This is a genomic window from Bacteroidota bacterium (assembly GCA_017303905.1).
Lineage (GTDB): Bacteria > Bacteroidota > Bacteroidia > B-17B0 > Aurantibacillaceae > JAHEYG01.
Window position 1 is genome coordinate 240146 of sequence record JAFLBH010000004.1, and the last position, 17573, is coordinate 257718.

Here is a 17573-nt window from a genome sequence, read left to right on the forward strand (position 1 = left end):
ATCTTTTTCGTAATCGGCAACTGTTTTTACTTTTTTGGTTATTTCTCTTAAATCTATCTTTACTCCAAAAAAGTTTAATTCTTTCGAGTTTATTATTTCCGGGGAAAGTTCATTATGGAATAGTATATCATCTGTGCATACTTTTCCTATCGTGTTTTCCCAATTTGGATACTTTTCATTTAGCCAGCCATAAAATGAATCCTTGCTTTCATGATTTTTGTTTCAATCGACTTCACTTCGTTCTGTATATTTAATACAGAATTGTTCAATTTTTCCAATTTTAGATTATGGCTTTCTTTTTTTCCGTTTTCTTCAGTCTCCCATTGCGTTTGAAATGTTTTTATTTGTTCATTGTTGAATTTAGCTTGGCTTTCGGCATTTATCTTATCATTTTTAAATTTTTGAAGAGTTGTTTTTAATTGCTCTATTTCATTTTCATAAAACCGCTTATGATTAATTTCGGCCTTTTTTATTAGAAGTTCTTGAGATTGATCCTTCTTCTCGTTAACATGATTTCTAGCGGTGTCCAACGCCAACAAACTATTGTTCCGGATTTCTTTAATGATATCAACATATTGATTAGTTGTGTTTTCCTTAAAGGAAAGAAAATTGGATTGTAGTGTCAATTTCTGCTTTTCACAATCTGTTTCTATACTTTTTAACTGATTTTGAAGCTCAGTTAACAACATCGAATATTTTTGAGTTATTTCTGCGTACTTAGAAGTCAATATTCCTTTTTCCTTATTAAGATTTCCTTGTTCAACCAATAAGGTGTCCTTTTTAGTAACGGCTTCAATTATAGCTTCGATGTTTATTTTTTTATATTCCTGCGCTTTTGTTTCTGCTTCCTTTATTTTATTATCAAACACACTGATATCATTCTGTATATTTTCTTTTTTGGACTCAAATTTACCATCAAGTTCAGTTAACTTGGCTTTTATTTGTACTTCCTTTAATTCCAGGGTTTCTAATTTTTTCTTAATTTTAGGGGTGTTCTTTTCAATCGAATTTAAAGCCCAAGCCAATTGCTTGGCCAGTGTTATTTTCTCTCTTTCTAAAAATTTAATGGCAGATCTTAACTGAATAATTTTTTCAGATTGAGTTTTTACCGGTATTTCTCCGTTTTTGTTTTTCTCTGTCCATTTTCTTATATCTGAAAGTTGACTTTCAAATCCGGTAAGATGATGCTGATAATCCTCTAAACTTATAACAATATCTTCATCTTCTAAAGATCGGATAATCGTTTGCTTTATAAATTCCGCCTTGAGTTCAGAGTTTAAAAGTACATTTTGAATTGTACGAGGAATATTTTGATATTGCTTGCTTTCCATTAATGCAAACTTTTTAAGTTCGCTTTTTCCTTCACTATTACCATATAATATATCCCGGTATTCTTCATAACGGTCAATCTTTCGCGAATAATATATTTTGCTTTGATTAAGCTGATTGCTTATCTGCTCCCATGATTCAAAAGCATAGTTATCTTTTATAAAATAGTCCTTGTTGTACTCACCTTCAAAAAATCTAAAGCAAACCTTACCCTGAGATTTGTAACAGAGAATAGAATAAACTCCAGTTTCCTTAACTATTTCATATATGATATAAGAATTTTGATAGGGAAAATAGTATTCAGAAAAATTTTTTTGGCCGGGCTTTATTCCTAGCTTTTGGCTATCGGCATTATAAAAAAACAGGATGGCTCTTAAAATAGTACTCTTACCTACACCTTGTGTTCCTATTAAATGCACGTTACCGCCTGTAAATATTTCTGAATATTTAATTGTGGCGCTATTTATCAATATTATTTTATTGAGGTATCTCATTTTGTAATTCATTTGGGATGTTAATACTATTAACTAATCTTTCCATATATCCGAAAGAAGCAACAACTTTATATTGATTAGTAATTTCATTTTCAAGCTCGACAAATCCTTCTTTTACAAGTAAACCAACAAGGTTTTTTATTCGTTCTAAATAACTTCCTTCACCAGTGTATTTTCTTAATCCTTCTAACTTATCCTTGAGGTTTACATCTCTACCAATTTGCCCTGCCATATGGCTATAATCAAAACGAAAGTTGGAGCCGAAAGAATTGTCATACGCTTTCAAAAAGTCTAAAATATCAATCCATTTATATGCAATCTCAATTTTTCTATCAAGTTCAGCTTTGATTTCAGATTTTGAGAAAAAGAAATACTCATCACCTCTCTCTAGGATAAAATTTATTGCATGAAAATAATCGCACAGTTTATCAAAATTATTTTCATCATTTATAATATCATATAACTTCCGCAAGTTATGGTCAGCACTATTGGAGGAAATAAACTGTCCTTTGCTAAGTATTTCAAAAATTTCACCTGTTTGAGGAATATTCATAGTTAATTATTTTTTGGATAAACCATTACGAACTCTATTTCATTTTTCTTATTGTATGTATCAGCAATGTTAAACTCGTTTTCGTATTGTGAGATCATCTGACAGAAAAAAGTTAACCGCTCCTCAAATGAAACATCCTTAGGGAAACGATAACTCTGAACAAAGTCATATAGATTATTACCTGAAGCCATGAAGCCATTTTTCACTTCTTCCAAATTGATAAAAATTTCTTCTTCGGTTTCGGTTTCCAAATAAGAATCCTCTATTGCTTCTGCTAATGCTATATTTTTGTGACCATTTGTAAACTTTTTACTTATTTTTAATATACTTTGATAGGCTTCATCTGTTTGCAAATAATCTATCGATAATTTCAGCGGATATGAAGATTTTGGTTCAAAAATAACAGAGTTATTGTTAGACAATACTTCCAAGAAATTGGTCTTAGACTTCAGTTCAAATTGATCTCTTAAATATTTTATTTGTCTTATTTTCTCAATAAACTCGCTTTGATGTTTTATTTGATTTAAATAATTTATTATTTGTTTTTGGGTCTCAATTAAATTGTGTCTCCCTTCATTCAATTTTATTCTCAAGGAATTAGTAATCCGTTTTAGCTCTTCGTCCAACGCTGCTTTAAAGAAAGTAAGTTCTTCTTCCGTAACTAATTTCTCAGTTTGATGAATGAGAAATTCTATGTCCTTTCTTTTGATATCAAAATTCTCAAGCTTTGCAATTTTTACTTTATAGGTGGGTTCTGTTTTAAATGTGTTTTCAATATTTCTATTTAGGTCAATAATACTTCTATGAGTTATCCTTCCAATTTTTTGTAATGAGGATTTAATCACTTTTAAATAAGAATACTGCTTATCCGAGCCACTCTCCTTTAGATAATAATTGATGCTTTCTTTTACATGTTGGATGTTTTCATGAATAAAGGCCGTGCTTACCTGCTCGTTCACTTCCAAAACCAACTCAAAAAATTGGAGGTATTTTTCATCTATCTCAAGGAAAGCACCATTCCTCCGGAGAACTTCTTTTTCGATTAGTTTTTCAATTCTATCTTCCTCCAAAATTTCCAATGCCATTTCATATTTATATGAAAAGGAATTCCGTTTCTCAAACATCTCGGATAGAAGGTCTTTCGACCAATCCAAGCTTTTGATAAGTTCTTTTATGGAGTTAAAGGTTAACATTTGTTTTTGCTAAGTTCAAAATTACATCAGCTGTTTGTCAATTTCCGTCAATTAGAATCGTTTATTCTTTATTTTACTGTTTAAGTAGTCTTTTAAGCTTTTGGGGCTTACTATCTCTACTTGATCTATCATGCCTAATACAAACCGCCCTACACCGTTAAAATCACAGACCCATCCATCAAATGTGTACTTATTATCCTTGCTTTTCATCAAAAACTTTTCAGATAGAGGGTATTCTTCTAGTAAAAGATTATAAGCCATAAGGCTTAATATGAGTTTTACCGGAATAGTTTTCTCCCCACCAATCCTAAATACATCAATTTCATTACGTTTATGAAGCTTCTCATTCTTCCATTTTTTATCAGTTATTTTTACCTCTTTAATCCGAGCAACTTTAAAAGTTTTAGATGATTTAGCCTCGATATCGTAGCACCACACATAGTTATAATTTGACGTGAAGGCAAATGGCTCTAATAGTCGATCTCGGATGTTATCGCTATTAGATGATCTATATCCATGAAAAATTACCTGCTCCTTGTTTTTAATTGCTCCTTTTAAACTTATAACGTTCTCGGAACTCTCCTTTCTCACAATTTTATTTACCGCCTTGTCAGAATCGAAAAGGACATACAGTTTTTCATACAAATCATTCTTGAATTTACTTTCATCGTCAATTAAATGAATTGCTTTGCTTAGGACGTGTGCTTCTTCTTCCGAAAAATGAATTAGCTTACTTAGGTCTTTATAGTCCTGAGACTTTTTGTCTATTTTAAAATACCCATTGTGATTATCTAATAGAAATCCGGCATTTTTAAAAGTTGTCAAATACCTGTATATGGTTCTTTCGGATGATTCAAAATCTTCAGCAAGTTGTTTAACACTATATCCATAACTGCCGGATAACTTCATAAGTATTTCCAACATTCTTTGAAATTTTGCCTGATCGTTCATCTGCCTGTATTTAAAGTAAATATAAAACTTTTGACGGAAATTGACAATGACCTTTTGTTATTTTGTCCCAAACCTAAAGAATTGAAAATGAAACAAACTTTTGAACATTTACTTAAACGCTACATCAGAATAGTTGAGTGCAACATTGAGAAACGCTATAATAGGGCAAAGGATAAAGAATTTGTAAGGGATGAAATCGAAAGAGAATTTGCCTTATTAAATATAATTCAAGTTGTTGGTGAGTATAAAGAGAAAATGGTTGAAACATTTAATACTTATTATAGGAGAGGTGAAGCCATCGAAGAGATCTTACCTCTACTTCAAAAAATCTATGGAGAAGACGTGAAGGATGAATTGGATATAAAAAAAATCGAGAATGGTGTAGCATTACCAATTTATATTAGCGATGAAGAAAAGCAATTAAGGGAGTTTGTTTTGGATTCAAAAAAGCTGAAACACTTTTTTATACGTTATTTGGCTAGTAACGAAGTTGCACAAAATTTAAGTACAATCTTCATTAAAAATAATATTCTTCCTACAATAACAACTGAAATTGAAACTACTATAGCTTCCGAAACATCATTAAAGAACTCAACTATAATTAAATGGACAGGAAGTAGGGACAACAAAAATGAATTTGTTCAGCTAGTTTACGGACTACACACTTCCGGATATATCAATAATGGAAAGGGAGAGATAACGAAAATAGTTGAATTATTAGCAAATATTTTTGATCTTGAGTTAAGTAAAAACTGGCAGAGCAATCACTCATCAAGCATTCATAAGTCAAAAAATGATTATGAGCCAAAAATTTTTACTAATCTTCAAGATGCTTATAAAACTTATTCTACAGCATTGATAGAAGGAAAAAGAAAGAGGTAAATCAAAAACAAGTAGGATTGGTGTCTATTCTATTTGAGAATAGGATGTTTTAAAATGAAAGGTAGTTAATTCGAATATGTTTGTATTTTACCTTTAAATTTTAATGATCTTTTCTACCTTTGTACCACATTGAATCAACCTCAAAACATACTCAACCCTCATAACTGGACATCAACTTATGCTGATGAGCTGTTTGGCTATGCCATGAGTAAAACAGGAAAGACAGAGTTGGCGGAAGATTTAGTGCAAGAAACATTCCTTGCCGGATTAAAAGCAATGGAGAGTTTTAAAGGGAAAAGCAGTGAGCGCACATGGTTGTTCGCCATATTGAAATTTAAAATTGCGGATCATTATCGCAAAGCTTCAACAAAATATGAAGTAAATAACCAAAGTTTTTCTTTTGAGGATAATTCGTACATCGACAATTACTTTTCCGAGGATGGAGATTGGAAAGAAAACGCTGCTCCACACTCATGGGGAGTAGAAAACTTAAATGGTATTGAGAACAAGGAATTAGCGAGCGCTTTAAATTTTTGCATCGACAAACTTCCTGATAATCAGAAACAACTTATCCTTTTAAAACTCGTGGAGGAAGAAGAAACAGAAAAAGTTTGTAAGGAATTAAATATTACTTCGACTAACTATTGGGTGATCATTCACCGGGCTAAGTTACAATTAAGGGCTTGCCTCGAAAAAAACTGGTTTAAAGCATAGAAAAATGAAAAAGTTAATGAACATAATTATGTTATCCTGCAATAAAGCTACTCTTTTGATAGAGAAAAGTCATGCAGCACCATTATCTTTTATGGATCGTGTGAAGTTGAAAATGCATCTTGCCATGTGCGATAAATGTGCGGGTTACCAAAAACAAAGCCTTATAATTGAGAATGCCTTAAAATCTAACCGTCAATCATTCTCCAATCCTTCAAATTTGAAGTTAGCAGATACTTCTAAAACACGCATTCAGAAGGCGATAGACGATAATCTTAAAAAATAATTCATTTTTTGTGTAAGGTTTTAAAATGGCTTACTACTAACAAGTATAAACCATTAAAAATCTAAAAATGAAAAAAATCATCTTCACCCTTGCTATCGTAGCAGGAATTTCTTTTGCAGCCAGCGCTCAAACAGCTCCAAGCAAAACTAAATCAACTACCAAAACGGAAACAAACAAGAGTACTGCTACAAACAGTCATTCCAGTTGCGGTGAAAAAGGCCATGTTTGTACAGCGGATTGCAAAAAAGCAGAGAACAAGGCTGCTGCTATGAAAGATCACGTTTGTACAAATGCTTGCACATCAAGCGGGCATGTATACGCTTGTGGCGAAAAAGGTCATACTTGCACTGCTGAGTGCAAGAAGATGAAATAATCGAAGCCTTTAGGTATCTCCTAAGTCTTGTATCATGAGGTCAATTAAATAATTGCCTCATGATATACTTCTCTAACCAAAACAAATCACTTATGACTGTAGATAAAAAAAAGAAAATCAGAAAAATAGTTTTACTTACTATCCTCTTCGGAGCATTGGTAGGCGGAGCAATTGTTTTTTACTTATGGAATATGCCCCACATAGATGTGCAGGCTCAAAAGGCGGATTTCTCTGTTAGTTCAACAAGTATCGTTAATGAATACCTCAAAGATGAAAAGGCTGCAAATGCTAAATATTTGGGTGATGAGGGTGACTCAAAAATATTTGTCATAAAGGGAACGGTTAAATCAAAGGATACAGACATGAATAATCAAGTTACCATTTTGTTGCAGGAAGCCAATGACAAAGCCGGTGTTAAGTGTGTTTTTATGGCTGAGACAAATAAGAATGCTGACGTCTTACAAATAGGACAACAAACCGCAATAAAAGGAATCATTCGATCAGGAGCAAAGTATGACGAGGATTTAGAGTTATACGAAAATGTATTACTCGAGAAATGTGATGTAGTAACAGAATAACAATCAATTAATATAAAAAGAAATAGTATGAAAAAAGTAGCAGTAGTTATCGCTTTAGTAATTGGAACAATTACTTTATTCAGTTTTAAACAAACTGATGATAAATTAATCAGTAAGAAAAGTCAAATTGATATTTTCTCACACACTGATGCGGAGGATATTAGCGCAGTAAACTATGCGTCAACAGCAACATTAAGCAAGGAATCAGGCGATGTAGTTGTATCCGTACCGATGCAAAGTTTTGAATTCAAAAAAGCCTTGATGCAAAAGCACTTTAACAGCGAAAAATTCCTTGATACAAAAGCATTTCCAAAGGCGAAGTTCAAAGGAAAGATCACCAATTTAAAAGATATCAACTTTTCTAAAGATGGAGTTTACAACGCTACCGTTTCGGGTGAGATGACTATTAAAGAGACGACAAATCCTGTGAATGAAAAGGGAACAGTTACCGTTAAAGGTGGACAAATTACAGTTGATACAAAACTTAAAATTGTACTGGCTGATTATAAAATTGCATTTGAAAAAGGTAAACCTTCAAAAAACATTGCAAAGACCATTGATGTAACAATGAAAATTGAATACTAAAATGTTAAGCGGGAAACGGATATTAATTACAGCAGGGCCAACTAAAGAGTTTATTGATCCTGTAAGATTCATCTCAAATGCATCATCCGGAAAAATGGGTTATGCCATTGCTGAGGAGTTAAACCACAAGGGTGCAGATGTAATTCTAGTTTCCGGCCCAACAAATTTAAAATGTAACTCTTCGCAAATTAAAATTGTTCAGGTAACAACAGCTTTAGAAATGTTACAAGCATGTCAGCACTATTTCGATAGTGTTGACATTGCTATTTTTACGGCTGCTGTAGCCGATTATAGACCTTTGATAATGGAGTCATCAAAAATCAAAAAGAATGATGAAACCATAACCATTCAGTTAACAAAGAATCCGGATATTGCTTATGAATTCGGCAAGGTAAAACGAGCAGATCAATTTTCGATCGGCTTTGCTTTGGAAACCGATAATATTTTTGAGTATGGTAAAGGTAAAATGCAAAAAAAGAATTTGGACTTTATTGTACTGAACACCACTAATGAAAATGGGGAAGGCTTCGGATTTGACACCAATAAAATCAGCCTTCTTTTTAGAGATAACTCAATAGAACATTTTCCTTTGAAATCTAAGACGGAAGTGGCAAGTGATATAATTGCTTCATTAGAAAAGCAATTGCAGCAATTATTTACATAACAATTGCCACTGTATTTAACTTAAATACAATAAGTTACCTTTTCTGTTAAAATATTTCCGTTATTCCTGTAAGGAATTCAATTCATCTACTACTATCCCCTTAGAAGTAAAGCAATTATCATTTTCTAAACACTCGTGCAAATGAAAAACATATTTATTTTATTGGGAGTATTAATCATCACTGCTTCGTTTACACCCAAAGCAAACGTGAATGAGGTAAATACATATCCTAAACCGGAAGGAGTAGACAATCTTCTTTTTTATGTTCAGCGTACTATTAATGCCAATACAATTGTTTATACGCTAAATGAAGATAAGGATGGTAATCTGAATGAAAAGGAACCGATTAAAGTTTATTGGGTGAAGTATGCACAAGGAGGAAAAATTGACCCTTTAACATACATTCAAAGAAATTACGCTTATGGTGTTCAATCTAAAATGATTGATGCAGAGAAAAAGTCATTCTCATTTGAATTTGTTTCATACCATAAAAAGCAATTCTATCTATTGAAATCCGCTACGGATAAAAAATACCATGTATATGGCTATATCAATAACAAACTGACTATTCTAAATAATATTCTTGTAAAAATTGAAGGTGGAACTTTTTGGGTTCCGAATGTAAAATACGTTGAAGTAAAAGCCTTTGATCCATCTGCTTCGGCAGAAGTAACCGAAATCATTAAGCCATAACCCATTAAACATAAAATTATGACCGGACACATCATCAACAACCTTGTGGAAATAAATGATCTTTTAAAGGGTTTATCACAAGAACAGTACAACCGACAACTCGAAATTTTAAGCAATGCTTCAATTGGTCAGCATGTGCGTCATATTTTAGAGTTTTACCAATGCTTATTCAAAGGTGAGCAAAGTAAAGAAGTAAACTACGATGCTCGTCAGCGTGATTTAAAATTGGAGTCAGACGTGCATTTCGCATCAAAGACCATTGATGATATTATCAATGCCTTACTTGACATAAAAGCCGATTTTCCGGTAACCTTTGTTGCAGATTATTCAACTGTAGAAGATCAGAAACCAACTTTAATTCAATCATCCTTTTACAGAGAACTTGCTTATAATCTTGAGCATAGCATCCACCATCAGGCATTAATTAAAGTGGCTATCACTGAAATGCAGTTGACATCGTTAGTAAAAAACACATTCGGCTACGCACCATCAACCATCAGACATATAAAAATATGTGCACAGTAACATACATACCAACTCCCGCAGGATTTTATTTCACCTCAAGCAGAGATGAGAAAGCGAGTCGTGATACATTGAGTCCTGCATTATATGTGAATGATGGAATTCAACTTGTTTATCCGAAAGATGCATTGGCAGGTGGAACCTGGATTGCCTCATCATTAGATGGAAAGACAACCTGTTTGTTAAACGGAGCTTTTGTAAATCATGTAAAGAAGGAGAGTTATAGTCGAAGCAGAGGATTGATTCTTTTAGAAAGCTTTAAATACAGTGATGCAAATGATTTGTACAATTCTATTGATTTAGAAAATGTTGAACCATTTACACTACTGTTATTAGACTACACTTCCGGAGATCTTAAAGCCTTTGACGAGTTTCGTTGGGATGGAGAAAATAAACATTTAAAAAAAATAGATACAGCCACTCCTCAAATATGGTCTTCTGCCACTTTATACAATCCAACAGTACAGCAAAAAAGAGAAGGACTTTTTAAACAGTGGATTAATAAACATATTGATTTTGTTGATGCAATGATATTAGACTTCCATAATAGAAAACATGGTTTAGCAAGTTCGGAAGATTTATTAATGAAGGGAGAAGGTGATTTAATGACTTTGAGTATTTCGCAAATTCATTTTAATGAAGGTGAAGCTCTATTTAATTATCATGACATCATTCAAAACAAGTTGCACACAGTTAAACTCAATCAAAAGGAGGTAGTACATGTATAGCGGAATAGCAATAGCACTGGCATGGCCTGAAACTTTATGTAAACAAGCCGGGGCTTGGTACGACAAGCCTTTAAAATGGTTCGGCATTAATAAATCGAACTATTACAAAGTTGGACATGCAGCAGTTGTTCTAATTGAAAAGGAATCCGGAAACTGCCACTATTTCGATTTTGGTCGTTACCATGCACCCTATCAATATGGACGAGTTAGAAGTGCTTATTCCGACCATGATCTCGAAATAAAAAGCAAAGCGCTTTTTGATAAAAATGGCAGACTAACAAATTATAATGAGATATTATGGGAACTTTACAAAAACGAATCTTGTCATGGCAATGGAAACTTGCATGCTTCGTATTGCGATGTTGATTTCAATAAAGCATTTAATAAAGCAAATCAAATGCAATTAGCATCACCAATTCCTTACGGGCCATTTTTACCAAATGGAACTAACTGCTCCCGATTCGTAAATACAGTTATTGTAAGTGGTTCTCCAAAGTGGTATCATAAGTTAGTGTTGAATTATCCAAAAACATTAAGTCCAACACCCATCGGAAATGTAAAGACATTATCGAATTATGCAATCATTGGTGTTACATGTAATTCACCTGTTCTGAAACCAAAATACATTCCCATCCCATTCTCAAATGAAGCAAGCAGAAGTATATCATAAAATCGTACCAAGTCCAAGTAAACCAATTCATTTGCCGGAAAGTATTAAATGGCTGAGCGGTGAAGGTTGTGGATCGTGGTTTAATATAGAAAGTAATGGGGATGACTTTTTAATAGCTAGATATAGTCCTGAAGGGAAATTGGAATGTTCGGGAATCTTCCAACAAGTTTCAGGAGAAACCATCAATCTTAATCTTGATTATGAATATACCTACCTGAGTCATTGTGCAGAAGTGAATATTATTCAGAATGAACAAAAAGTAAAATTTAAACTAATATCAAAGAATATATGAAGACAATAGCATTTACAACAATTTCACTTGCCATACTTCTTTTTGTTTCCGGATTTAAATACAGAAAAAGTGAAGTAAAAGTTGAAGGAGGAATCCAATTTTTTACCGGAACATGGCAACAAGCTTTGGATAAAGCTAAAAAAGAAAATAAATACATTTTTCTTGATGCCTATGCTAGTTGGTGTGGGCCATGCAAAATGATGAAAAATAAAACCTTTGCAGATAAAGCTGTGGGAGATTTTTACAATAAGAATTTTGTTTGCATTGCAATCGACATGGAAAAATCCGGAGATGGATCTGCATTAGCGGAAAAATACTCCGTAGAAGCTTATCCTACTTTAATCTATTTACAACCTGACGGTAAATTCATAGGAAAAGCAATGGGCTTTCGTAAGTCAAAAGAATTTTTAGAAATGGGCGAACAAGTTGTTGCAAAAGCAAAATAATATGGAATTAGAAAAAATATTTAAATCTGCTTTAAGTTACGCAGAGTACAGAGAATTAGTAGATAACCTGATTGCAGGTGGTAAAACAACAGGTAACACTCAAAGCGAAAAGTTGCTTGAGTTTACCAAGTTGAATGTTCAGCGAATGAATCGACTTGATAAAACAGTTCAATTGAGTTCAGATGCTATTAATAAATTTAAGTCGCAATCTCACCCCGTGAATATGCTTTTAATTGGCGATGCGTGGTGTGGTGATTGCGCACAAATAATCCCCGTAATTAATAAAATTGCCGAGAGTTCAGAGGGCAAGTATAACTTTAAAATAATATCAAGAGATGCTTATCCCGGATTGATTGATAAATATCATTCAAATGGAGCGAAAGCTATTCCCAAGCTTTTAGTACTATGTAATGAAACAGGTGAATTGTTGTGTACATGGGGGCCACGACCAACCCCGGCACAACAAATTATGTTGAACTGGAAAGAAAATAAGGATACTATAACTTGGGAAGATTTTGAGAAAGAATTGCATTTATGGTATGCTCGAGATAAAGGACAAACAATAATAAATGAGTTTACCCAGTTAATGGCACAATGCGAAAGGAAAACTATTTTACAGCCTTAAAAGTGGCATTGCTCATCGGTACAGTTTTAAACTTGATTAATAGTTATGATTCTATTTTCAATGGCGAATGGTCAATAAAATTATTATTTAAGGTTTTATTGACCTATTGTGTACCATTTGGTGTATCACTTTATTCATCATGGAAAGCAATTAAATAAAAACCACAAAATGAGAAAACGTGTTTGGCTACTATTTATGAATATGTTTCTGCTTTTCGGTTTTATTTCCGTTAAAGCGCAGCATGTGAATTTGTCAAATTTTTATTTGATCCCAAACAATAAAGAGGTTTTGCTGTACTGGACAATAGATAGTGGCCCAACTTGCAATGGCATAACTGTATGGCATTCTTCCGACAGTGTAAATTATGAGGAAATTGGAAATATTGGTGGAGTTTGCGGGAGTAGCAGCTCGGCAACACCTTATAATTTCACAGATAAGAGCCCACTTTTAAATTCAGTTAATTATTACAAGTTAAGACTTGGATATGCTCAGTTTACAGAAGTTAAAACTATTACAATTAAATATACTGAGCCGGGTAAACTTTATGTATACCCTAATCCATCCATTAATCAAGCAAAGATTGAATTTAACAACGATCGCAATAAACAATTTTCCTTAACTGTAACAAATAGCATTGGAAATGTCATTTATAAAAAAGAGGGCGTAGTTGAGAGTGAAATATTTTTAGATACATCAAGTTGGAATAACGGATCATATTACATCACGCTAACAGATGATTCAGGAAATATTTTAAAGGAGAAATTAATCATTACAAAGTAGTATGCCGCATATTAAAGTAATAGAGCATAATGAAGCTGAAGGCGATTTAAAAGTTATCTATGATGACTTAGTAGCAAAGAGGGGGAAATTGGCAGAAGTCCATAAAATACAAAGCCTAAATCCGGATTCCATTGTGAAGCATATGGATTTTTACATGACCATCATGTACTCTAAATCTCCCTTAAGCAGGGCTCAGCGTGAAATGATAGCTGTGGTGGTAAGTGCAGCAAACAACTGCAAGTATTGTCAGATACATCATGCTGAAGCCTTAAATCATTATTGGAAGGATCAAAAGAAGATAGACCAATTGAAAAGGGATTTTAGCAAATTAGATATTACTGGTGTTGACATGCTATTATGCGATATGGCATGGCAATTAACCAGACTTCCAAGTTTACCTACAGAAACATTTATTTCAAAACTGAAGGCACTTGGATTAGAGGACAGAGCCATCTTAGATGCAAACTTGGTTATAGCCTATTTTAATTTTGTGAATAGAATGGTGCTTGGGCTTGGTGTTGAACTTGAGCAAGACAAAGGCACTGGGTATAAATATTAAAAGTAATACCATGATTAAAATAATTGAAAAATACGGATTCTTTAGGTTAACCTTAATACCATTAGGTGTGGTGATTATTATATCTGCGATTATTAACGGCATTTGGGGAATGGGAGTAGTTGGTTTAATTGTCCTGATATTTGGCTTAATGAACAAATGCTTACTTTTGGGTAATTGTGAAATTCCCATTAGGAAAAATAAAAACAGTAGTGAACAATAAGCTAGCAATAGAAAAAATCGGGTTAATAGGAATTGCATTAACTGCAATCACCTCACCTTGTTGTTTTCCTCTCTTTGGAGTGGTAATTTCAAGTCTTGGGTATAGTTCATTTGAGTTATTCGGAAATTCTACAATGTATGTTTTCCTTGGCTTTTCATTTCTTGCATTTATTGGAAGCGTGTTCTCTTTTCTTTATCATAGAAAGATAACTGCACTTATTATTGCTGTTGTATCCGTTGGGTTGGTGTTCTACAATTATTTTAGTTCTTATGAGGGTAATGAATTTACTAACCTTGGAATGATTGGATTAATGATTTCCGGATTGATGAATTATTATGAAACAAAAATATTTAATCTTATGAAAAACAAAAGTGTAATTCTCCAGTCAACCATTACATGCCCCAACTGCGGACATAAAAAAGAAGAAACAATGCCTACAGATGCCTGTCAATATTTTTATGAATGTGAGAACTGCAAAGCTCAGTTAAAACCAAAGCAAGGAGATTGCTGTGTGTATTGCAGCTATGGATCGGTTCCGTGTCCACCTATTCAAGAAACTGGAAAATCTTGTTGTGCTTGATTCGATTAAGTAAAAAGAATTAAATTAGCGCATGGCATTTGATGAAAAATTAGTTGATCGCATACGAGAAACGTTAGTCGATTTACCAAAAGTTGAAGAAAAGTACATGTTCGGTGGTGTTTGTTTTATGGTTAACGGGAAAATGTGCATTGGCGTAGTTAAAGATGAAATGATGTGCAGAATTAATCCGGCAATGGATGAAGTTGTTCTTGAAAAGACAGGATGCCGACCAATGGATTTTACAGGAAAAAGAATGAAAGGGTACGTTTTTATTAGTGATGAAGGAATGAAAACCAAAAAGGCATTTGAATATTGGGTGGATTTATGCATCGAATTTAACTCTTTGGCAAAAGCAAGTAAAAAGAAGACGAAGAAGGTGAAATAATTAATTATTAATGATGTTAAATGACTTCTCTATTTCATTATTTCAAAAAATATAATTCGCTTTCTAAAGAGGCAGAGAAAGCTATTGCTGAAATTTGTAAAGTAATTGCAATTAAAAAGAATCACGAACTTCAATCAATCGGTCACACGTGCAAAACAATTTACTTTTTGAAAAAAGGGGTAGCAAGAATCTATTATTTTAAAGAAGATATTGATATCACCGAGAGTTTTTCTTTTGAAAACAACATGGTTGTTAGGTTTGAGAGTTTATTTACCGGAAGACCTTCTAAAAAAGCAATTCAGGTGCTTGAGGACTCAGAATTGATTGCTATTAATTCAAGTGAACTTTTTAAACTCTACGATAAGCACCATGATGTCGAAAGTCTGTTCAGGAAAATATTTGAAGCAGCTTTGGTTGATACAGTTAACAGAGTTGAAAGCATACAATTTCACACAGCAGAGGAACGCTATAATTCCTTAATAAAAGAAGCACCGGACGTACTTAAGCGAGTTCCGTTAAAGTATATTGCATCCTATCTTGGCATCACTCCTGTAAGCCTTAGCCGAATTCGAGGACAAAAGTAATTTCTTATCATATGTAAAGTGTTTTCAGATTTCATCAAGGTAATTTTGTATTGTCAATATGCCCTAAATGGAAAATGTAAAACTTGGTCTTAAAGAAAATTGGAAGCAGTTTACCCTGCTTGTAATTATAAATGCGTTTGTTGGAGGTATGGTAGGTCTTGAAAGATCAATACTCCCAAAAATTGCAGAGGGTGAATTTCATATTGCCGCTAAAACTGCAATTCTATCCTTTATAATTGTATTTGGATTAGTAAAAGCAATAACAAACTACTATACAGGTGCGCTTGCAAATAAAATTGGCAGAAAAAATCTTCTTGTTATTGGATGGCTATTTGCTCTTCCTGTCCCTCTTATTTTAATGTATGCGCCAAATTGGAATTGGATCATTGCTGCGAATATATTGTTAGGTATCAATCAGGGATTAACTTGGAGTAGCACAGTTGTGATGAAGATTGATCTTGTTGGAGAAAAGCAACGTGGTTTCGCAATGGGATTAAATGAGTTTGCAGGATATCTATCAGTCGCAATTGTAGCCTTTCTTACTGGATGGGTTGCCGGGCAATATGGGGTGAGACCATACCCATTTTTTATTGGAATAGCGTTATCATTGCTTGGGTTTTTCGGAAGTTGGTTATTTATAAAAGACACTAAACATCATGTTGCCAAAGAAAGTACATCAAGCAATGTTCCTTTACTAAAAAATATATTTTGGGATACTACATGGAAAGATAAAAATCTTGGGTCAGTAACGCAGGCAGGGCTAATCAATAATTTAAATGATGGAATGGTATGGGGAATATTCCCAATATTATTGGCTCATAAGAATTTTAGTCTTGAACAAATTGGAATCATAACAGCAACCTATCCTGCCGTTTGGGGACTGGGACAATTAGTAACAGGAAAGATGGCGGATCATTTTTGTAAGAAGGATATGTTGTTCACCGGAATGTTTTTACAAGGACTGGCTTTATTAATAATGCCTTGGGCTCAAACAATGACTCATTACATTATTCTTTCGGTTGTTTTGGGCTGGGGAACAGCAATGGTTTACCCGACATTTCTTGCTACAATTGCAGAGAACACCAATCCACACGACAGGGCAAAAAGTTTGGGAATATTCAGATTATGGAGAGATTCTGGTTACGCCATTGGCGCAATTTTAACGGGTATAATTGCGGATGCATTAGGCATTAACGCTTCAATAATTGTAATCGGCTTATTAACAGTTGCGTCATCAGTTATTATTCTTTACCGCATGAAGTGTAAAAATGATAATTCAATTAAGTTTTTGAATTGGTTTAAAAATAAGACAAATGGAGAATGTACCACCCAACAATTGCATTGCTCTTAAAGAGTTAAAGCATTTAATAGAAACAAGACAGCAGCAAGTCAAAATACTTGATGTGCGAAGCAAAGAAGAGTTTGAGGAATCTCATATACCTGGTGCGATTAATATTGCTATTTTAGAAATAGAATTGGCAAGTAAATTATTTGATAAAAGTGATTTTGTAATTACGGCTTGTGGAAAAGGCGGAGGGCGTTCGACACAAGCAGCAGAGAAACTGCAAGAGTTAGGATTTAAAAATTCTACTTGGCTTTGCGGTGGAACTTTTGGGTGGCTTGAAAACTAAAAACAATTTATCAAGGGACAGAATGGAGCGGAATGAAAAGAATTAACGGAATGGATAGTAGACAGCGATAGGGGTAATAAATTAATTAAATAGTCCGTGTTATTCCTTACCTAACCAAATCTGTATAAACCAAACACCCTTAATTTTTAGCGTAAATTTACCGTAAAATACGATAACTGCCTTTATTTCTGACCAACTCTAAATACCTTGCAGAAGTGATTTATTGCCCGTAAATCGGCTAAAAACCTCTGAATTTGAG

The 17573-nt window shown here is 33.5% G+C and carries 27 protein-coding genes; 23 read left to right on the forward strand and 4 right to left on the reverse strand.

The window, feature by feature from the left end:
• Positions 1–179: 179 nt before the first annotated feature.
• From J0L69_14435 to J0L69_14450, 4 genes are read right to left on the reverse strand one after another with little or no spacing between them, the layout of a single operon-like run.
• On the reverse strand, positions 180–1823 hold the full coding sequence (locus J0L69_14435; GenBank protein ID MBN8694388.1) for an ATP-binding protein: 1644 nt from the start codon (positions 1821–1823) through the stop codon (positions 180–182).
• Entirely contained in the window at positions 1807–2376 is a 570-nt protein-coding gene (locus J0L69_14440; protein MBN8694389.1) for a hypothetical protein, read from the reverse strand. Before J0L69_14440 ends, J0L69_14435 begins: the two co-directional genes overlap by 17 nt.
• A 2-nt stretch (positions 2377–2378) precedes the next feature.
• Complete coding sequence (locus tag J0L69_14445; GenBank protein MBN8694390.1) at positions 2379–3569, reverse strand: hypothetical protein; 1191 nt, start codon at positions 3567–3569, stop codon at positions 2379–2381.
• 51 nt (positions 3570–3620) lie between these two features.
• Positions 3621–4520, reverse strand: a complete 900-nt coding sequence (locus J0L69_14450; GenBank protein MBN8694391.1) for a WYL domain-containing protein — start codon at positions 4518–4520, stop codon at positions 3621–3623.
• Positions 4521–4607: 87 nt separating this feature from the next.
• On the opposite strand from J0L69_14450, the gene J0L69_14455 reads away from it, so the two are divergent.
• From J0L69_14455 to J0L69_14565, 23 genes are all read left to right on the forward strand, one after another.
• Positions 4608–5402 (forward strand): RteC domain-containing protein, encoded by a 795-nt coding sequence (locus tag J0L69_14455; GenBank protein MBN8694392.1) that lies wholly within the window; start codon positions 4608–4610, stop codon positions 5400–5402.
• Between the two features lie 204 nt (positions 5403–5606).
• Positions 5607–6116 carry a sigma-70 family RNA polymerase sigma factor gene (locus J0L69_14460; protein MBN8694393.1) on the forward strand — a complete coding sequence of 170 codons (510 nt, stop codon included), beginning with the start codon at positions 5607–5609 and terminating at the stop codon, positions 6114–6116.
• A gap of 4 nt (positions 6117–6120) precedes the next feature.
• On the forward strand, positions 6121–6399 hold the full coding sequence (locus tag J0L69_14465; GenBank protein ID MBN8694394.1) for a hypothetical protein: 279 nt from the start codon (positions 6121–6123) through the stop codon (positions 6397–6399).
• A gap of 67 nt (positions 6400–6466) precedes the next feature.
• On the forward strand, positions 6467–6772 hold the full coding sequence (locus tag J0L69_14470; GenBank protein MBN8694395.1) for a hypothetical protein: 306 nt from the start codon (positions 6467–6469) through the stop codon (positions 6770–6772).
• A gap of 92 nt (positions 6773–6864) precedes the next feature.
• Complete coding sequence (locus tag J0L69_14475) at positions 6865–7350, forward strand: hypothetical protein (protein ID MBN8694396.1); 486 nt, start codon at positions 6865–6867, stop codon at positions 7348–7350.
• A gap of 27 nt (positions 7351–7377) precedes the next feature.
• On the forward strand, positions 7378–7935 hold the full coding sequence (locus J0L69_14480; protein MBN8694397.1) for a YceI family protein: 558 nt from the start codon (positions 7378–7380) through the stop codon (positions 7933–7935).
• On the forward strand, positions 7925–8599 hold the full coding sequence (locus tag J0L69_14485; protein ID MBN8694398.1) for a hypothetical protein: 675 nt from the start codon (positions 7925–7927) through the stop codon (positions 8597–8599). The genes J0L69_14480 and J0L69_14485 overlap by 11 nt, the downstream gene beginning before the upstream one ends.
• Before the next feature lie 141 nt (positions 8600–8740).
• On the forward strand, positions 8741–9292 hold the full coding sequence (locus J0L69_14490) for a DUF4833 domain-containing protein (GenBank protein ID MBN8694399.1): 552 nt from the start codon (positions 8741–8743) through the stop codon (positions 9290–9292).
• 18 nt (positions 9293–9310) lie between these two features.
• Complete coding sequence (locus J0L69_14495) at positions 9311–9817, forward strand: DinB family protein (protein MBN8694400.1); 507 nt, start codon at positions 9311–9313, stop codon at positions 9815–9817.
• On the forward strand, positions 9805–10542 hold the full coding sequence (locus J0L69_14500; GenBank protein ID MBN8694401.1) for an NRDE family protein: 738 nt from the start codon (positions 9805–9807) through the stop codon (positions 10540–10542). Before J0L69_14495 ends, J0L69_14500 begins: the two co-directional genes overlap by 13 nt.
• Entirely contained in the window at positions 10535–11212 is a 678-nt protein-coding gene (locus tag J0L69_14505) for a hypothetical protein (protein ID MBN8694402.1), read from the forward strand. The genes J0L69_14500 and J0L69_14505 overlap by 8 nt, the downstream gene beginning before the upstream one ends.
• Positions 11187–11504, forward strand: coding sequence for a hypothetical protein (locus J0L69_14510; protein MBN8694403.1), 318 nt, complete (start codon positions 11187–11189; stop codon positions 11502–11504). The genes J0L69_14505 and J0L69_14510 overlap by 26 nt, the downstream gene beginning before the upstream one ends.
• Positions 11501–11950: a DUF255 domain-containing protein gene (locus J0L69_14515; protein ID MBN8694404.1), complete on the forward strand. Its 450-nt coding sequence runs from the start codon at positions 11501–11503 to the stop codon at positions 11948–11950. The genes J0L69_14510 and J0L69_14515 overlap by 4 nt, the downstream gene beginning before the upstream one ends.
• A gap of 1 nt (position 11951) precedes the next feature.
• Complete coding sequence (locus J0L69_14520; protein ID MBN8694405.1) at positions 11952–12575, forward strand: thioredoxin family protein; 624 nt, start codon at positions 11952–11954, stop codon at positions 12573–12575.
• Positions 12545–12733 (forward strand): nitrate/nitrite transporter NrtS, encoded by a 189-nt coding sequence (nrtS, locus tag J0L69_14525; GenBank protein MBN8694406.1) that lies wholly within the window; start codon positions 12545–12547, stop codon positions 12731–12733. The genes J0L69_14520 and nrtS overlap by 31 nt, the downstream gene beginning before the upstream one ends.
• Positions 12734–12743: 10 nt before the next feature.
• Entirely contained in the window at positions 12744–13355 is a 612-nt protein-coding gene (locus tag J0L69_14530; protein ID MBN8694407.1) for a T9SS type A sorting domain-containing protein, read from the forward strand.
• A 1-nt stretch (position 13356) separates the two neighbouring features.
• The gene (locus J0L69_14535; protein ID MBN8694408.1) at positions 13357–13914 is read left to right on the forward strand and encodes a peroxidase-related enzyme; all 558 of its coding nucleotides are present in this window, start codon (positions 13357–13359) and stop codon (positions 13912–13914) included.
• A gap of 10 nt (positions 13915–13924) precedes the next feature.
• Positions 13925–14134, forward strand: coding sequence for a hypothetical protein (locus J0L69_14540; GenBank protein ID MBN8694409.1), 210 nt, complete (start codon positions 13925–13927; stop codon positions 14132–14134).
• A 358-nt stretch (positions 14135–14492) separates the two neighbouring features.
• The gene (locus tag J0L69_14545; GenBank protein ID MBN8694410.1) at positions 14493–14714 is read left to right on the forward strand and encodes a hypothetical protein; all 222 of its coding nucleotides are present in this window, start codon (positions 14493–14495) and stop codon (positions 14712–14714) included.
• Between the two features lie 31 nt (positions 14715–14745).
• Positions 14746–15099, forward strand: coding sequence for a TfoX/Sxy family protein (locus tag J0L69_14550; GenBank protein MBN8694411.1), 354 nt, complete (start codon positions 14746–14748; stop codon positions 15097–15099).
• Between the two features lie 20 nt (positions 15100–15119).
• The gene (locus J0L69_14555; protein ID MBN8694412.1) at positions 15120–15683 is read left to right on the forward strand and encodes a Crp/Fnr family transcriptional regulator; all 564 of its coding nucleotides are present in this window, start codon (positions 15120–15122) and stop codon (positions 15681–15683) included.
• A 67-nt stretch (positions 15684–15750) separates the two neighbouring features.
• Positions 15751–17034, forward strand: coding sequence for an MFS transporter (locus J0L69_14560; protein ID MBN8694413.1), 1284 nt, complete (start codon positions 15751–15753; stop codon positions 17032–17034).
• Complete coding sequence (locus J0L69_14565; protein ID MBN8694414.1) at positions 16997–17314, forward strand: rhodanese-like domain-containing protein; 318 nt, start codon at positions 16997–16999, stop codon at positions 17312–17314. Before J0L69_14560 ends, J0L69_14565 begins: the two co-directional genes overlap by 38 nt.
• The last annotated feature ends 259 nt before the right edge of the window (positions 17315–17573 follow it).

Excerpts from the sequence above, each read along its gene's own strand:
- J0L69_14545 (MBN8694410.1), top strand. The coding sequence starts at position 14,493 with ATGAAAAACAAAAGTGTAATTCTCCAGTCAACCATTACATGCCCCAAC.
- J0L69_14465 (MBN8694394.1), top strand. The coding sequence starts at position 6,121 with ATGAAAAAGTTAATGAACATAATTATGTTATCCTGCAATAAAGCTACT.
- J0L69_14500 (MBN8694401.1), top strand. The coding sequence starts at position 9,805 with ATGTGCACAGTAACATACATACCAACTCCCGCAGGATTTTATTTCACC.
- J0L69_14440 (MBN8694389.1), bottom strand. The coding sequence starts at position 2,376 with ATGAATATTCCTCAAACAGGTGAAATTTTTGAAATACTTAGCAAAGGA.
- J0L69_14480 (MBN8694397.1), top strand. The coding sequence starts at position 7,378 with ATGAAAAAAGTAGCAGTAGTTATCGCTTTAGTAATTGGAACAATTACT.
- J0L69_14495 (MBN8694400.1), top strand. The coding sequence starts at position 9,311 with ATGACCGGACACATCATCAACAACCTTGTGGAAATAAATGATCTTTTA.
- J0L69_14550 (MBN8694411.1), top strand. The coding sequence starts at position 14,746 with ATGGCATTTGATGAAAAATTAGTTGATCGCATACGAGAAACGTTAGTC.
- J0L69_14455 (MBN8694392.1), top strand. The coding sequence starts at position 4,608 with ATGAAACAAACTTTTGAACATTTACTTAAACGCTACATCAGAATAGTT.
- J0L69_14520 (MBN8694405.1), top strand. The coding sequence starts at position 11,952 with ATGGAATTAGAAAAAATATTTAAATCTGCTTTAAGTTACGCAGAGTAC.
- J0L69_14505 (MBN8694402.1), top strand. The coding sequence starts at position 10,535 with ATGTATAGCGGAATAGCAATAGCACTGGCATGGCCTGAAACTTTATGT.
- J0L69_14540 (MBN8694409.1), top strand. The coding sequence starts at position 13,925 with ATGATTAAAATAATTGAAAAATACGGATTCTTTAGGTTAACCTTAATA.
- J0L69_14475 (MBN8694396.1), top strand. The coding sequence starts at position 6,865 with ATGACTGTAGATAAAAAAAAGAAAATCAGAAAAATAGTTTTACTTACT.
- J0L69_14435 (MBN8694388.1), bottom strand. The coding sequence starts at position 1,823 with ATGAGATACCTCAATAAAATAATATTGATAAATAGCGCCACAATTAAA.
- J0L69_14535 (MBN8694408.1), top strand. The coding sequence starts at position 13,357 with ATGCCGCATATTAAAGTAATAGAGCATAATGAAGCTGAAGGCGATTTA.
- J0L69_14445 (MBN8694390.1), bottom strand. The coding sequence starts at position 3,569 with ATGTTAACCTTTAACTCCATAAAAGAACTTATCAAAAGCTTGGATTGG.
- J0L69_14530 (MBN8694407.1), top strand. The coding sequence starts at position 12,744 with ATGAGAAAACGTGTTTGGCTACTATTTATGAATATGTTTCTGCTTTTC.
- J0L69_14510 (MBN8694403.1), top strand. The coding sequence starts at position 11,187 with ATGAAGCAAGCAGAAGTATATCATAAAATCGTACCAAGTCCAAGTAAA.
- J0L69_14560 (MBN8694413.1), top strand. The coding sequence starts at position 15,751 with ATGGAAAATGTAAAACTTGGTCTTAAAGAAAATTGGAAGCAGTTTACC.
- J0L69_14515 (MBN8694404.1), top strand. The coding sequence starts at position 11,501 with ATGAAGACAATAGCATTTACAACAATTTCACTTGCCATACTTCTTTTT.
- J0L69_14460 (MBN8694393.1), top strand. The coding sequence starts at position 5,607 with ATGAGTAAAACAGGAAAGACAGAGTTGGCGGAAGATTTAGTGCAAGAA.
- J0L69_14470 (MBN8694395.1), top strand. The coding sequence starts at position 6,467 with ATGAAAAAAATCATCTTCACCCTTGCTATCGTAGCAGGAATTTCTTTT.
- J0L69_14555 (MBN8694412.1), top strand. The coding sequence starts at position 15,120 with ATGACTTCTCTATTTCATTATTTCAAAAAATATAATTCGCTTTCTAAA.
- J0L69_14490 (MBN8694399.1), top strand. The coding sequence starts at position 8,741 with ATGAAAAACATATTTATTTTATTGGGAGTATTAATCATCACTGCTTCG.
- J0L69_14565 (MBN8694414.1), top strand. The coding sequence starts at position 16,997 with ATGGAGAATGTACCACCCAACAATTGCATTGCTCTTAAAGAGTTAAAG.
- nrtS (MBN8694406.1), top strand. The coding sequence starts at position 12,545 with ATGCGAAAGGAAAACTATTTTACAGCCTTAAAAGTGGCATTGCTCATC.
- J0L69_14450 (MBN8694391.1), bottom strand. The coding sequence starts at position 4,520 with ATGAACGATCAGGCAAAATTTCAAAGAATGTTGGAAATACTTATGAAG.